Origin of the sequence: Streptomyces sp. OfavH-34-F, assembly GCF_022347745.1 — a bacterium.
In the GTDB taxonomy this organism is placed as follows: domain Bacteria; phylum Actinomycetota; class Actinomycetes; order Streptomycetales; family Streptomycetaceae; genus Streptomyces.
In genome coordinates, this window is record NZ_JAKRGC010000036.1 from 18,294 (window position 1) to 32,576 (window position 14,283).

Genomic DNA, 14,283 nt, shown 5'->3' on the forward strand with positions numbered 1-14,283 from the left:
AGCCGAGAGAAACGAAGGAAGAACACATGAAGAGCAGACTGCGCGAGATGGCCCCGCTGTTGGTGGTGCTCGATGTCCTGGCCGGCCGGTTGAGGAAGGCGCACGAGCAGCGCGACCGGGGTGATGTCAGTATCTCCACCGTCATCATCTGGGTGGCCGTCATAGCCGTCGCGGGCGGCATCGCCACCATCATCGGCGTCACGCTGTACAACAAGTACTCGGCCCAGCTGACCGGGCTGTGACCCCGAGTTCCGCAGGTCCGTCGAACGGCTCCCTGTCATGGCGGAGCCGTTCGAGGGCGTGGGCGAGCCGCCGGTTCCCCGGGCCGCGGCGAGGGGACTCCGGCGACGCCTCCATCGAGATGTCGATCATCCTGCCCGTCGTGGTGCTCCTCACGGTGATGATCGTGCAGGCGTGTGTGGCCTACTACGCCAAGCAGATCGCGCTCACCGCAGCTCGCGAGGGCGTCCAGGCGGCCACCGCGTACCAGTCCACCGACGCGGCGGGGGCCGGCCGTGCGCGCGCCGTACTGGACCGGGTCGCCGGCGGTTCCCTGCTCGCTCCCGGTGTCTCCACGGCGGGCAGTACCGAGGAGCGCGCCACGGTGACCGTCACGGGCCGGGCGCCGTCCCTGCTGCCCGGCTTCGCCGGGATCAGGATCACCCAGAGCGCCTCCGCCCCGCGCGAACGCTGGACGGTGAAACCGTGACCGGGGGCCGGGCCCGCCGGCTGGGACGTATGCGCCACGACGACCGGGGAAGTGCCGCGATCGAGGCGGCGTTGATCGCGCCGCCGCTGATCCTCTTCCTCCTGCTGGCCATCGCCGCGGGGCGCATCGTGATGGCCGGCCAGGTCGTCGACGCCGCCGCGGAGGATGCGGCCCGCCAGGCATCGATCTCCCGGGTGCCCGGTGAGGCCCGCGAGAGCGCGCTGGCCGCCGCCCGGGCCACCCTCACCGGCCAGGGCATCCACTGCGCGGCCACCAGCATCGACCTGGACACCTCCGGGCTGGGAGCCGGTACCGGGGAGGCCGCCACGGTGACCGCGACGGTGACCTGCCGGGTGGGCCTCTCCGACCTCGCCCTGCCCGGAGTGCCGGGTACCCACACCATGACCTCGACCTTCACGAGTGCCGTGAACCGCTACGTGGAGCGCTGATGAATCACCGCCGCCCCATGCGTACGCGACTGCGCCAGGACACCGGCAGCGTCGCCCTGTACGCCGCTATCGTCATCGTCGGCATGCTCGTCATGATCGGCATTGCGGTCGACGGCGGCGGGAAGATGCGGGCCACCGAACGCGCCGACGCGGTCGCCCAGGAGGCCGCGCGCACCGGCGGTCAGGAGATCGACGCCGGGCAGGCCATCACGGGCGAGAGCATCGTCGCCGATCCCGGTGCCGCACGCGCCGCGGCTCTCCGCTATCTCGCCGCGGCGGGCGCACGGGGCACGGTGGCCGTCTCCGACGACGGCAAGCGGCTCACCGTCACCGTCACCGGCACCTACCGCACCCGCTTCCTGCCCGTGCTCGGCGTCACCGAGATGCCCGTGTCCGGACACGCCTCCGCCGTACTCGTCCACGGCGTCCATGCTCCGGAGGGCTGATGACCGCTCGTCGTACCTCGCTCGCGGCCGACCTGCTGCGCTCACTGCTCAGCCTCGCCGGTCTCGTGGTCCTGCTGGCCGGGCTCCCGCTCGTCCTCTACGTCGCCGGCCGTGATCTGCTGCCGCTCGGCCTCGACAGCCTGACCTCACCCGCCGACCTGTTCACCCGTCAGGACACCGGCGGCCTTGCGCTCTTGGTCCTGACCGGCATCGGATGGGCGGGGTGGGCCAGTTTCGCACTCGCCGTCCTTCTGGAGGTCCCCGCACAGCTGCGCGGCCGCTCGGCGCCCCGGCTGAGGGGGCTGCGGGTGAGCCAGCGGATGGCGGGGGCCCTGGTCGCCGGCGTGCTCGTACTGCTGCCCACCGCGGGCGGTGCGGTGGCCGCCCAGACGACCGCCACCACCACCGCGTCCGTGAGCGCGTCCTCGACCCAGGACGGTGCCCACGCGCAGCGAAGCGCGCACGGTGCCGTGAAGGCCGAGGCCAAGACATCGCACCCGACGTACACCGTCCAGGACACCCGACCGGCCGACAGTCTGTGGAGCATCGCGCAGGACCGTCTGGGTGACGGCGAACGATGGACGGAGATCGCCGCTCTCAACGAGGGCCGCACCATGCCGGACGGCCGCACGTTCCATGCTGCGAACCCCATTCAGCCGGGCTGGGTCCTTCACCTCCCCAGCGGGGCCGAGGGCCCCGCGCCCAAGGCCGGAGAGACGGTCACCGTGCACCGGGGAGACACGTTGTCGCGGATCGCCGAGGAGCAGCTGGGCGACGCGGAGCGTTACACCGAGATCGTCCAGGCGAACGCCGGACGCGTCATGGACGAGGCGGGGCACAGGTTCACCGACCCGGATGTGATCCTCCCCGGCTGGAAGGTCGCCCTTCCCGGCCAGGACTCCGCGCCGCCCGCCGACACGGGCCCCGCCGGGACGGACCGGAGCCGTCCGGCATCACCGGAGCCGAGTGATACGCCGGAATCCTCGAAGCCCCACGGCACACCGAAATCCCCGGCACCCGCGCCGTCCTCGACGGCACCGTCCGCATCGGCGCCTGCCGCGCCTTCGCCGTCCGCGTCGTCCGGGCCGGCCAAGCCGGCGCCGGAGGCGTCGCCGGAGCGGCGGGACGTGGCAACCGGTACGCCGGGGCCCTCTGCGCGTGGCGAGTCGGCACCCCCCGCATCCTCTGCCGCCGATCCCGCACACTCCGTCTCGGACTCCTCCCCCATCGACGTCACCGCCCTCGCCACCTGGGGCGGCCTCCTCGCGGCTGGGCTCCTGTCCGCGCTCACCGTCAAACGCCTGCTCCAGCAGCGAAGGCGCCGCGACGGCCAGCGCATCGCGCTGCCCCGCGCCGCCGCCATGCCCACGCACCCGCGGGGGAGCGAGAGCCAGGACCCCCTGCTCAGCCATCTCGCCGAGGTGGAGCGCCGGATGCGCGCCACCGAGGCTCCCGAAGGCGTCGACCTCGTCGACCGCGCTCTCCGTACCCTCGCCCACCACGCGACAGCGGCGGGCGTGCCCCTGCCCGATCTGGCCGCCGTACGACTTACGCCGGCCGGCCTGGAACTGTGGCTGAACTCCCCCTCGCCTCCCCTGCCCCCGTTCAGCGCTGCCGGGCCCGCCCACTGGACCGTGGCGGCGGACGGCACGGGTCTGCTTCCGGCGGACGCCTGCCGCGAGGTCTGCGCCCCCTACCCCGCGCTCGTGACGCTCGGCCGCGACGAGGACGGCGCGCTGATCATGGCCGACCTGGAGGCCGTCGGGGTGCTGCTGCTCCCGGCGGACCCGGAAGCCTCCCGGCCCGTCCTGCGCGCGCTGGCGATCGAACTGGCCACCGCTTCCTGGAGCGACGATCTCGGCGTGCTCCTGAGCGGACTCGGCTCCGGCCTCGTCGCCATCGAGGAGGGATTCGGCCGGCTCACCGAGACAGACGATCCGGCGGCGGCCGTCGGAGAGGTGAGCGCCTGGGGACGGACCGTGCGTACCGCCCTCGCCGACGCCGGTGCCGCGTCCCTGCGGGTGGCCCGCAGCCGGCCCACGGGCGCGGAGGCGTGGACACCGCGCGTCGCACTCTGTGCCGGACCACTGTCACCCGAAGTGGTCGAGGCCGCCCGCGAGTTGCTCGACGCCCCGGCCTGTGCCGCGCTGATCACGGCAGCCGACTCGGACGCACTCCCCGGAGCAACCGTACTGCCGGGGCCCTCGGGGGGCATCGTGCGGCTGGCGGGGCGCCTGGTGCGCCTCGTGCCCCAGCACATCCCCGACGCCGACTACGAGGCCCTGCTCAAACTCTTCGGCATCACCGCGGCCCCCGCGTCCGTGCCGCTCCCTGCGCCGCCACCGGCCAGGGAGGTGCCGACGCCGGCGACCGACGCGATTCCGGCCCCGGTCCCGGACCAGCCGGCCGACGCGGAGATCCCCGAGCCGTACGACATCGGCATCAACCTGCTCGGCGTCCCCGCGGTCACCGGTACGCGTCAGGAGCTCGCCCCGACAGCGGCCGGCCGACTGACGGAAATCGCCGCCTGGATCGCCCTCCACCCGGGAGCCGACACCGCGGCGCTCACCGACGGCATCTGGCCCGGCGGGGTGTCGGCGGCCTTCCGTACCGCCCAGCTGTCCGCGCTCCGCCGCTGGCTGGGGTCCGACTTCCAGCGTGGCGACACCTACCAATTCGCGGCCGGCACCGGAACGGACTGGCACCGCTTCCAGGCACTCGCCCGGCGCGGACGCCTCAAGGGAGCGGACGGCGTACCGGATCTGACGGCGGCGCTGGAGCTCGTGCGGGGCCGCCCGTTCGACGCGGTGCCGCCGCGGCGCTACGTCTGGGCCGAGTATCTGCGCCAGGACATGATCGCCGCCGTGGTGGACACGGCCACGCTCCTCGCTGAACTCCTTCTCGCCTCCGGGGAGCCGAAGGCCGCGCGGAAGGCGGCCGACAAGGGCCTGCTCGTCGAGCCCGCCGCAGAGCCGCTCCACCGCCTCGCGATCCGGGCGGCAGACCTCACCGGCGACCACGAGGCCGTGGAACAGTACGCCCGCCGCGTCGACGAGCTCACCGACCTGCTCGGCACCGAGATGCAGCCGGAGACGGCAGAACTGCTCGGCGAAACGGCGCTGCGGCCCTCCCGGGGATGACGCCGCTGTCGGTGCCGCCACGGCCTGCCCGGCGGCACCGGCAGCAAGCCGGCCCACGCTGCGGTTACTCGCGCCCCTCCGCGCCACCGAGCCCGGACGGGCCCGCGCCCGGCCGCGCCGACGGGTGCGGAAGCGTTGCCTCCGATGTCCGGGACGCCTTCGGGCCGGCACCGCCGGCGGAACCCCCGGGCCCGGCTTCGGCAGCCGCCGCCCCCCGGCCCAGAACGGCGTGCCTGACGGCGTCCGCACCCTCGGCGTCGATCTGCCCGGCCGCCTTCGCACGCGCGTGGGGCCGCTGCGCCGGAAGGATCACGGACAGGGCTTCCGCGACATGCCTGCTCGTGGTGGGCGACCCGTCCGGGGCGATGTTGCCGATCCTGCGCAGGACGTCGTTGGCCGCTGTCACCTCCTTCAGGGAGGAGGCCAGCTTTCCCTGTTCATCGGCCGTCAGGCTGACGAGCCGCAGGTCGTGCACGCAACGCGCCTTGAAGCCCTGGTCGGTGAGTACGCTCCGGAGCGCCTCGGTGACCGCCCTGCCCCGGTCCTCGGGGGCCGCCTCGTACGCTGCGGACAGGACGGCGGGGTCCAGCGCCCCCGCAGGCTCCCGGCCCGGCTGCGCGGCGAGGTGGTACCCCGCGTTCTCGTACGCGCCGCGCACCGCGGCGTCCTCGGGATGGACGAGGCCGCTGAGGGCGTGCGTGATCGCCCCGTACCGTCGGGAGGCGAGCTCCCAGTCGGTCGTGTCTACCGCCGCCCACCGGTTGACCTGGTCCGCGTAGTACTCGCTCGCCCGCCAGGCATCCTCACCCCAGGAGGGAGCGAACGCCTGCGCCATACCGGTCAACTCACCGCTCTCCACCAGGCGGTCGATCCGGTCCACCCCCACCGAGATGTATCCCGGGTAGTAGACGGTGACCGGCTCGGCCTCCACGTCCTCGGGCTCGGGCAGGGCAGGGCCGAACTCCACTCGCCGGACCGTCATCAGGGCAGGAGGATGGACCTCGCCCGTCCTGTCGAACTGCTTGACGGGGCGCCCGGACGCGTAGAACCTCTTGCTCCCGTCCGGCTCCTCGGCCACGCGGCTCTCGCCGAACGACCACTTCGCCCAGTAGAGCTGCCAGCGCGTCCCCTTGTCCGCGACGTGTTCCTGCGCCTGGAAGTAGACCGTCGGTACCCCGAGGCAGATGGCGCTCTCGAGCGCTCCGCTCTCGATCCCCACCTGAACGACATCGGCGTCCGTGTTGAGGTAGTGGAGGAACAGCGCCTGTTCGCCGTGCGTGAGGGCTGTGCCGCCGTTCTTCTCCGCGGCCCAGAAACGGATCAGTGACTCGCTGTCGACGCCGTCGAGCACTCCTTCCCGCTCGAAGGCGGCACGGAGTTCCGGACGCCCCTTGAAGAGGTCGTCACCGATGAGCAGGATTCTGCGGTCCGGGTCGGTGGCGCGCAGCGTTTCGATCGTCTGCTTGAGTATCTCCGGCTTCGTGTCCATGAAGGCGGCGTTGTCGCGGTTGTCGCGCACCCACAGCAACGCGTACTTCGGAAGGTCCCCAGAAGCCGGTGTGGCACTGTCGCCCAGCATGACCTGGCGCACCACGGCACGCGCCCGGGCTTCGCGCCGCGCACCGAACTCGCCCGTGCCCCTGGTTCCGGCGACGATGGCCGCCCGCGCGTCGAGAGGGGATTCTCGGATGACCGGCAGCGCGTGGATGTGTGAGCGACGGAATTTCGTCCGGCGGTAATGCACGTCGTACGGCTGGTCATCGTAGGAGAGCCGAATGCGGTGCGGCTCGATGCTGTATTCGTTGATGAACCGACGCCGTGTGGCCAGAGCCTCGCGAAGGGGGTCGACGTAGATGTCGGAGAGGTCGTGCAGGAACTCTCCTTCGCTCTCCGCCACGGAAGTCCTGCCGCGCTGGGCGCGCCACACCGCGACGGCGTTGCCCTGTTCCCGGGTCACTCCTTCCGGCAGCACACCCAGATACGTGATGCTCTGGTCCTCCGCTTCCAACAGCAGGCGCTTGAGCCGCCCCTCCGGCTCGTAGGTGACTTCGAGCGTGGTCTCCGGATCGAGGATCAGAGCCGCGGAGTGGATGTACAGCTCGCCCCGCTGCCACTCGTACATACGCAGGTTCTTGCGGTCCAGGTTGCCGCCGACGTACGACGGCTCGTAGGCCGTCCCGCGGAACTCCTGCTCCTGCAACCGGTGGATCGCGCCCTGCGGGTCGACCACCACCTGTTCCCGTATGCGACGGGTGAATTCAGCGAAGTTCCGCTCCAGGCCGTCCCACTCGGCGATCTTCTCCGCAGGCGCCGTGTACGGCGAGGGGATGCCCCGCCCGGTGGCCGCGATCTCGGACACCGGCAGGTCCTCGTAATGAACCTCGGCAGCGCGGAAGATGCTGGAGGGCAGCTCGCCCGGGGACCGGTCGTTCGCCATGGCGTCGTACTCCTCACTCCGCGCCTCGCCGGGCGGCGCCGGCCGGGTCGGCACGATGCGGAACCATCAACTCCGTTGGGGTGCCGACCGATTGCCTGGACGATCGTCCAACGCTATTGCACACAAGTAAACTTGACGCATCGTACACCTGCGCGATGTATCGTCGGCGCGGAGCGGAAGAAGGACGACTTGGTGCCGCGAACGTCAGAAGCCACGGACCCCACGCCCCCTGCGGACCGGCGCCGGAGAACGGCCGGGACCGGGTCCTCGGCGTGCGGGCGCACAGGCCGGACGACCCGGCCCGGCGGCACCACAGGCCGCTTATATCCTGCCTGAAAGGCACGTCCCCGCCCGGCACTCTCCGGCTCCGGCCCGGCGGCCCCGAAGACTCGCCCGTCGTGGTTCCCCCATCTTCTCGCTGACGGAAGGAAGACCGAGAGCATGCCGTCTTTTCCCCCTGCCTCGTCCCCCGCATCAGTCCGTGGCATTCGGTACGAGGTCGTCGGGCGACAGCCTGAGGGAGGGCACCCGGAACGCTTCGCCCTCGACCTCTCGGCCGACGGCCGCGTACGGCTCGACTACGCACAGGGCCCCGTACAGCGTTCGTGGACCGCGCGGACGGAAGCCGTCGTGTGGACCCGCCTCTCGAAGGCCGTCGAGAGCATGCGTTCCGCCGACCCCGCCCACGAGCCCGTCGAGGACTCGTCCGCCGGCCGGCTCCTCCAGGTCTTCGGCTCAGCTCCGCAGCCGCGGACGATGATGTGGGGCCAGGACGCCCCTTCCCTGCGGGCCGGGGCACTCCTGGACTCGCTGATCACGCAGCTGAGCGGCTTTGCCCCCGGCCCCGACGTCAATTCCCTCCCCCCGCTGGCCCACCGCATCGTCGCGGAGCCGGCCGATGACGCCCCCGGCCAGGAGGCCGCGGCGATCTTCGGGACGGTCGGAGGCAGGGCAGCATTCGCCCGGGCGCGCGCCGGCGGCGGCTTCGACGTGTACGCGGCCGACCCTCTGAGGCACCTCGCCGGTACCGCCGAGGCGGGGCAGCCGATCCGGGCCCTGGCACTCGGGTCGGACGGCACACGCGACGTACTCGTCACCGGCGGTGACGACAGCACCCTCTGGACCTGGGACCTCACGGGCAGCGAGGGGCTGCTCCACGCGCGCGGCGGCCACGGCGGCGCCGTACGGGCCGTCGCCTTCCCGGCCGACCCCGACGGCTCGCTGGTCTACTCGGGCGGTGCCGATGGCAACGTCTGGGCCTGGGGCAGCCCGGACGGCCACGAGGCCGGTGCCCTGACCGGCCACGAGGGCTCGGTCAACGCGCTGGCCGGCGCCCGGATGGGCGAACTCGGCCTGCTCGTCTCCGGCGGCGACGACGGGACGGTGCGCATTCGCAACACCGCCACCGGTGAGACGCTGCGCACGTTCACCACCGGGGCCGACTGGATCAACGCGGTGGCGGTCACCGGCTCGGAAGGACGTGGCCTGGTTGCGGCGGGCGGCTCCGACGGCGTGGTCCGGGTCTGGGACCTGGCCGCCGAGGCTCCGACCCGGGCGCTGAGCGGCCACACCGCTGCGGTCACCGGGCTCGCCTTCCTCGACCTCGGGGGCCGGGCGGTACTCGCCTCGTGCGCCTACGACGGCACCGTCAGGACCTGGGACGCGGCCACCGGCGAAGCCATGAACTCGTGGTCCGCACAGGATGCCTGGCCGGCCGCTCTGGCGGCGGCCCCGAGTCCCGGCGGCCCGGTGATCGCGTCCGGCGGCGCGACCGGCACCGTACGCCTTTGGAACCCGGAGGGCACGGAGCTGCGGGCGCTGACGACGGGGCGCGGCCCCGTCCAGGCACTCGCGCTGGCCGAATCCGAGGAAGGCGCGGTGGCGGCGGTCGGCAGCCTCGACGGCTCCCTCGGCCTCTGGGACGTAGCCACCGGTTCCGTGCGCCAGGTACTCGCCCCGGACGGCGGTCCCGTCACCTCGCTCGGCTTCGGCCCGGGGGCCCACACACTCGTCTGCGGAACGGCGCAGGGCACGGTGCGCGTGCACTCCGGTCCGGACTGGGCACTCCAGCTCGTGCCCACCCCGCACACCGGCGCCGTCGCCGCGCTCGCCTTCCTCCCGGTGGCCGGGGGCCTCGTGGCCTCCGCCGGAGCCGACAGGACCGTGCGCACCTGGGAGGCCGGCACCGGACGACCGCTCCTGCGTCTGCGCGGCCATGAGTCGGGTGTGACGGTGCTGGCGGCGGGGCAGAGCGACGCGGGGCCCGCGCTGGCCTCCGCCGACGAGGACGGGGCCGTTCTGGTGTGGGACGCGCTCTCCGGCCGGCGCCTGCGCGACTTCCGTACCGAAGGCCCGGTGACCGCCCTCGCCCTCGGCACGGTCGAAGGCGTCCACGTCCTGGCCGCCGCGGAGCGGGGCGGCCCCATCCGGGTCTGGGACCTCGGATCGGGGGCCGAACTGGCGGCTTCCGACACCGGCGGCGACGATGTGCTCACGCTCACCGTCTGCGCACTCGACGGCACCACCGTCCTGCTGGCCGGCACGCGGGACGGGGAGATCCTGGCCCGGCGTCTTCCGGACGGCGCGGAGATGGGCGTGATCGACGTGGCGCTGACCCCGCTCGCCCTTTCCTTCGCACCGCCGTCGACTCTGCGTATCGCGGGCGGCGACGGCGTCACCACCGTCGCGTTCGCGCCGGAAGTCGCGGGCCGCGATACCGCATGACCGGCGGGGCGGCGGACCGGAGGCCTGCGCCGGGTCCGCCGTCACCGCCCTGTACCCGTCAGTCGATGCCGGCTCCGGCGGCGCCCCGGCCCCGGTCAGGGACGGGCGGCGCGTAGGGGATTTGTCCCGCCCGCACCAGAGTGCGCCTCCGTGCCGCGGCCGGCGGGAGGAGGGACGTCCGGCCGGCCACCGACACGGCTTCGGCGGCCTCGGAGTTCACGGTGGCGGGTGCCGCGCTCGGTGTCGCCCGTCCGGCCCGGCTCGCCGCCCGGGGCGGGGACGAGGAGCTCTCGGCCTCTTCCGCGCGCGACGCGCCTGCCGCGAGCGCGTCGAGTCGCTCGTCGGAGAGCGCTGCCGGAGCGGTTCCCCAGCGTCGCGCGTAGGCTTCCCGCAAGCCCTCGGGCACAGGCCTGACGCCCAGTTCCCCGGCCTGCCCGTCCGCCCGCTCCGACCACCGCTCGGCGCCCCGGTCGGCGGCGGCACCGAGCGACTGGTGCAGGGCGGCCCGGCCGTCCAGGACCAGGGCCTCATTGCGCCGGGCCTCGGCTCCGGACAGATCGGCGTCCGGCCGCCCGGCCAGTTCGTCGGCCTCCCGTTTGAGCCGGGCCGCGTCGGTCGCGGCGTCGAAGGCCCGCCCGTAGTGGCGCCGGGCCTCCTGGCGCGCGGTGGCCGCCCGTTCGGAGTACGTCGCGGCGGGGGTGGCGGATTCGGGACCGCCGAGCAGCTCCGCCACCGTCTCCGCCGACGTCCCGCTCTCCAGGTCGAGACCGTGCCGGGCGAACAGCTGGTCCTTCAGGACCCCGAACGCCTTCTCCTTGGCCGGGCTCGGCGGCCAGCCGTCGATCTGACCCCACACGCCCGCCACCTCGGATGCGGGGGCCGTGTCCCACCACGACTCGGTGCTCAGCCTGGCACGGAGCTCCGCGCCCTGGTACACGTGGCTGGGGTCCTCGCCCCGCATCTCGGCCGTGACGGCCTGAGCCTGTACGTTGAGCCCTTTCCACTTCTCGCGGAGCCCCGCGCGCTCGCTGCTGCCCTCTTCAAGCAGCCGCCCCGCCTCCTCCGTGCGGATCATCTCGGCGATGATCGCGTGGTGGACCTCGTCCGGGCTGCCGGTCTCCGCTCCGGACACGAGACGCCGCTGCCGCCGCGTCTCCGCGTCGATCACCGCCTCCGCCCGCTCCCCGGTGACCCGTGCCGTCGCCTCGCCGCCCGCAGGGCTCCCGTCGTTCGCGGCGGTCTCGATCACCGTCCCGGAGAGCCTGTGCCCCTGGTCGGCACACCACTGCCGAAGTTCCCGCGCCGCGGCGGCCTCGATGTCCTCGCCGGGCGCCGTACGCAGCTCCCCCCGGTGCAGGATCTGCTCGGGGTCGTCCGGATCCCGGATGACGTAGAGCGTGGTGGTCTCACCCCATCGCGCTGCTTCCTCACGGGCCGTGGCGGCCTCTTCGCGCAGTCCGGGCGAGCCGAGCGCGAGCGCCTTGGCGAGATCGGGCACATTCACCTGGATGTCGGCCGGGCTCAGCCCGTAACGCTCTTCGAGTTGTCGGCGCAGATGCTGGAGGGTCGCGGCCGCAGCGGGGTCGGAAGGCGCCCACTCGGTGGCGGCCTGCCAGGCCCGGCCGATGTCATGGGGCTCCGGCTCCTGCCAGAACTCCTCGTCCCAGGCCGCGCGCAGGACGGGCTCCGCCCGCTGCCGGTCCTCCCAGACCGCGCGGGCCTCCTCCCGCCGTTCACGCTCCCACTTCTGCTGCCGGTACCGCGAGACCTCCACCGCGACGACCTCGGCGACCGTCAGGGCCACCCGGACCGCTTCGGACCACAGGTCGCCCGCCGCACCGGTGATCTCATTCGTCGTGCGTTCGTTCTCCTGACCGTCCAACTCACCCGGAGCGAACACGTTTCCCCCGATCGTCCGCCGAAGCGCGTATGCCTCCACGATCGTCCCACGCTCACGGGAAGCGGACACCCTCTGCCGCCGGACGCGGGGGCGGGGCGGCGGGAAGCCGCCCGGAGGTCGTGGGCGCGCGGGACGGGCGGGGCTGTTCAACAATGGCGGAGGAGGCGCCCGCACACGTCGCGAGGGGAGCACGCATGGCGGCCGGAGACGGGCAGGACGACTCCCGGCCCGTGACCAGCAGGGCGTCCCGAATCGCGGTCCTCCTCACGGCCCTGGTGCTGTGCCTCGTGGTGTCCGCCCTCCAGGTGAGCACGTCGCCCTCCTCGCACATCGCCTCCGTCCTCGTCGCAGTCCCGGCCGTCATCGCGTTCGCCTTCGGCCCGCCCATGATCCTCGGCTCCGCGGTGGTGGCGGCCGGCGTCCGCTGGGCACTCCTGCCGGCCGAACCGGAGCGCATCGGCTCCGCCGTCGGCACCACCGTGGTGATCGGCGTCATCGCGGTGCTCAGCTGCTTCGTGGTCCGGCGCGGGGAACGGGAGTCCGCCCGGCTCCAGAAGGTCACCTCCGTCGCCGAGGCTGCGCAGCGGGCGGTACTGCGACCACCGCCGGACACCGTGGGCCGCTTCCGTACGGCCGCGAGCTACCGGGCGGCCGCCCAGTACGCCCGCATCGGCGGCGACCTGTACGCCGTGGCCGACACCGCCCACGGCGTACGCGCGCTCATCGGGGACGTACGCGGCAAGGGGCTCGGCGCCGTGTCCACCGCCACGACGGTCCTCGGCTCGTTCCACGAGGCGGCCTACACCGAACCCTCGCTCGGGCCCCTGGCCGCCCGGCTCGACACCGGCCTCAGCCGCTTCCTGCCGGACGACGAGGCCTTCGTCACCGCCCTGCTGATCGAGATCGCCCCGGACGGCCTCACCCACGCGTACTCCTGCGGCCACCCGCCCCCGCTCGTGCTGCGCGAGGGCACGGTCCGGGAGCTTCCGGCCGCCCCCGGTCTCCCCCTCGGCCTGCGCGCCCTGCCCTCCGCCTCCGCCTCCGCGACGGACGGCCCGGCCCCGCCCGGCACCCGGCTGCGCCCCGGCGACACCCTGCTGCTGTACACCGACGGGATCGCCGAGACCCGCGACCGCTCCGGCGCCTTCTACCCCCTCACCGACCGCCTGACCGCCTACCAGGCCGCCCACCCCGACCCGGTGGACCCGCACCACCTGCTCGCCTGGCTGCTGGACGACGCCCAGGACTACGGCCGCGCCGGCACCCACGACGACGCCGCCCTCCTCGCCCTGACCTGGCAGACGGACGAAGATCCTCGCCCGCGAGAATGGGCTGCATGACGAAGACCGGGGCGGACTACGCGTGGTTCGAGGACGACTTCCCAGACATCGCCGAGGCGTACTGCTTCACCTTGGTCCGGGACCTGTCGCCTGCCGAGCTGGTGTCCCGTCTCGACGGACGACCGGAGAAACCCCTCAAGGGCATAGCCGCAGTCGTCGACGCCGCCTTCGCCCAGCACGACCTGGCGGGAGGGGACCGGCAACTGGTCGCCATGACGACGGTGGGCGCCTGGACCCTGATGATCGAGCCCAACGGCTACCTCGGGGTCACCGAAGAACAAGCGCTGCCCGCCTCCGCCGGAACGAGCTGGATCTCCCACTTCACCAACATCAACGCCGTCGGCACGTTCCTCTGGGCCGAGGACCAGACCCTGCGCCTGTGCTTCGACCCCATGTTCCCGGAGGACCGCTGGGGCACAACCCCCGACGAACTCCTCGACGTCATGCGCCGAATCGGCTTCCACTTCGACGACGACGATCCGGAAACGGACCTGTCCTCCCCCGCAGCGTTCGCCCTGGCCGAGCACCTGACCGGCATCGCCCTCACCCCGGCCCTGCTCCAGAACACAACCTTCACCTGCGCCACCACACGAACCCGCTGACCACTGCCCCTGAGCCCGGCAGGAGTTGGCCGAAGCCCCGTTGTCAGAGGCCGCCCCGATCGCGCGGGCAACGGTGCTGGAGAGAAGCGAACAACGGCTCCCGGGCGCGGTGCCGTTCACAGGCCACGGCTGCCGTGCCGGCATGTCGAACCTCGAACGCACCCGGAAACGCCGAGATCCCGCCCAGCCTCTCGGCTGAACGGGATCTCGTGACGATTCTCGAGAGCTACTCGAGAACTGTCGGTTGTGGACCTGTGGGGATTTGAACCCCAGACCCCCTCGATGCGAACGAGGTGCGCTACCAGACTGCGCCACAGGCCCTTGCGACGTGTGAAACTCTAGCACCCTCCACGGGGTGCTCGGAAATCCGTTCCGCGCTGGTCAGCCGTGGCGGGTGCCGCGGCCGTCCGGCGCGGGGTCACTCGTTGGCCGCGCGGGGGCGGTCGCCGTCCTCGTACTGGTCGAAGAGCGGGGTGCGGCCCCGGTCGCGGGAGCGCCGGGGCTGCGGGGAGCGGCGGCGCGGCGCCGGGTTCTCG

10 protein-coding genes and 1 tRNA gene are annotated in these 14,283 nt (G+C 73.0%); 8 read left to right on the forward strand and 3 right to left on the reverse strand.

What is annotated here, in order from left to right:
• Positions 1–26: 26 nt before the first annotated feature.
• The 5 genes from MHW47_RS08985 to MHW47_RS09005 are packed head-to-tail and all read left to right on the forward strand — an operon-like array spanning position 27 to position 4,744.
• Positions 27–242, forward strand: a complete 216-nt coding sequence (locus MHW47_RS08985; protein WP_239222116.1) for a hypothetical protein — start codon at positions 27–29, stop codon at positions 240–242.
• Positions 239–709, forward strand: a complete 471-nt coding sequence (locus MHW47_RS08990) for a TadE family protein (RefSeq protein WP_374230072.1) — start codon at positions 239–241, stop codon at positions 707–709. The genes MHW47_RS08985 and MHW47_RS08990 overlap by 4 nt, the downstream gene beginning before the upstream one ends.
• Positions 706–1,158: a TadE/TadG family type IV pilus assembly protein gene (locus MHW47_RS08995; protein ID WP_308381597.1), complete on the forward strand. Its 453-nt coding sequence runs from the start codon at positions 706–708 to the stop codon at positions 1,156–1,158. The genes MHW47_RS08990 and MHW47_RS08995 overlap by 4 nt, the downstream gene beginning before the upstream one ends.
• Positions 1,158–1,604 (forward strand): TadE/TadG family type IV pilus assembly protein, encoded by a 447-nt coding sequence (locus MHW47_RS09000; RefSeq protein ID WP_239222118.1) that lies wholly within the window; start codon positions 1,158–1,160, stop codon positions 1,602–1,604. Before MHW47_RS08995 ends, MHW47_RS09000 begins: the two co-directional genes overlap by 1 nt.
• A complete protein-coding gene (locus MHW47_RS09005; protein WP_239222119.1) occupies positions 1,604–4,744 on the forward strand; it encodes a BTAD domain-containing putative transcriptional regulator in 3,141 nt (1,046 codons plus the stop codon). Before MHW47_RS09000 ends, MHW47_RS09005 begins: the two co-directional genes overlap by 1 nt.
• Positions 4,745–4,808: 64 nt before the next feature.
• Here the strand turns inward: MHW47_RS09005 and MHW47_RS09010 are convergent, their stop codons facing one another.
• Complete coding sequence (locus MHW47_RS09010) at positions 4,809–7,181, reverse strand: hypothetical protein (protein ID WP_239222120.1); 2,373 nt, start codon at positions 7,179–7,181, stop codon at positions 4,809–4,811.
• A gap of 630 nt (positions 7,182–7,811) precedes the next feature.
• On the opposite strand from MHW47_RS09010, the gene MHW47_RS09015 reads away from it, so the two are divergent.
• A complete protein-coding gene (locus tag MHW47_RS09015) occupies positions 7,812–9,905 on the forward strand; it encodes a WD40 repeat domain-containing protein (protein ID WP_239222121.1) in 2,094 nt (697 codons plus the stop codon).
• Positions 9,906–9,963: 58 nt separating this feature from the next.
• Here MHW47_RS09015 and MHW47_RS09020 read toward each other — a convergent pair whose 3' ends face one another.
• Complete coding sequence (locus tag MHW47_RS09020; RefSeq protein WP_239222122.1) at positions 9,964–11,805, reverse strand: hypothetical protein; 1,842 nt, start codon at positions 11,803–11,805, stop codon at positions 9,964–9,966.
• A 194-nt stretch (positions 11,806–11,999) separates the two neighbouring features.
• Between MHW47_RS09020 and MHW47_RS09025 the strand changes: the two genes are divergently transcribed.
• Complete coding sequence (locus MHW47_RS09025) at positions 12,000–13,145, forward strand: PP2C family protein-serine/threonine phosphatase (protein ID WP_239222123.1); 1,146 nt, start codon at positions 12,000–12,002, stop codon at positions 13,143–13,145.
• The gene (locus tag MHW47_RS09030; protein ID WP_239222124.1) at positions 13,142–13,747 is read left to right on the forward strand and encodes a DUF6461 domain-containing protein; all 606 of its coding nucleotides are present in this window, start codon (positions 13,142–13,144) and stop codon (positions 13,745–13,747) included. The genes MHW47_RS09025 and MHW47_RS09030 overlap by 4 nt, the downstream gene beginning before the upstream one ends.
• A 247-nt stretch (positions 13,748–13,994) precedes the next feature.
• On the opposite strand, the gene MHW47_RS09035 is transcribed toward MHW47_RS09030, so the two are convergent.
• Positions 13,995–14,068: transfer RNA gene (locus tag MHW47_RS09035), tRNA-Ala, on the reverse strand.
• Positions 14,069–14,283 lie beyond the last annotated feature (215 nt).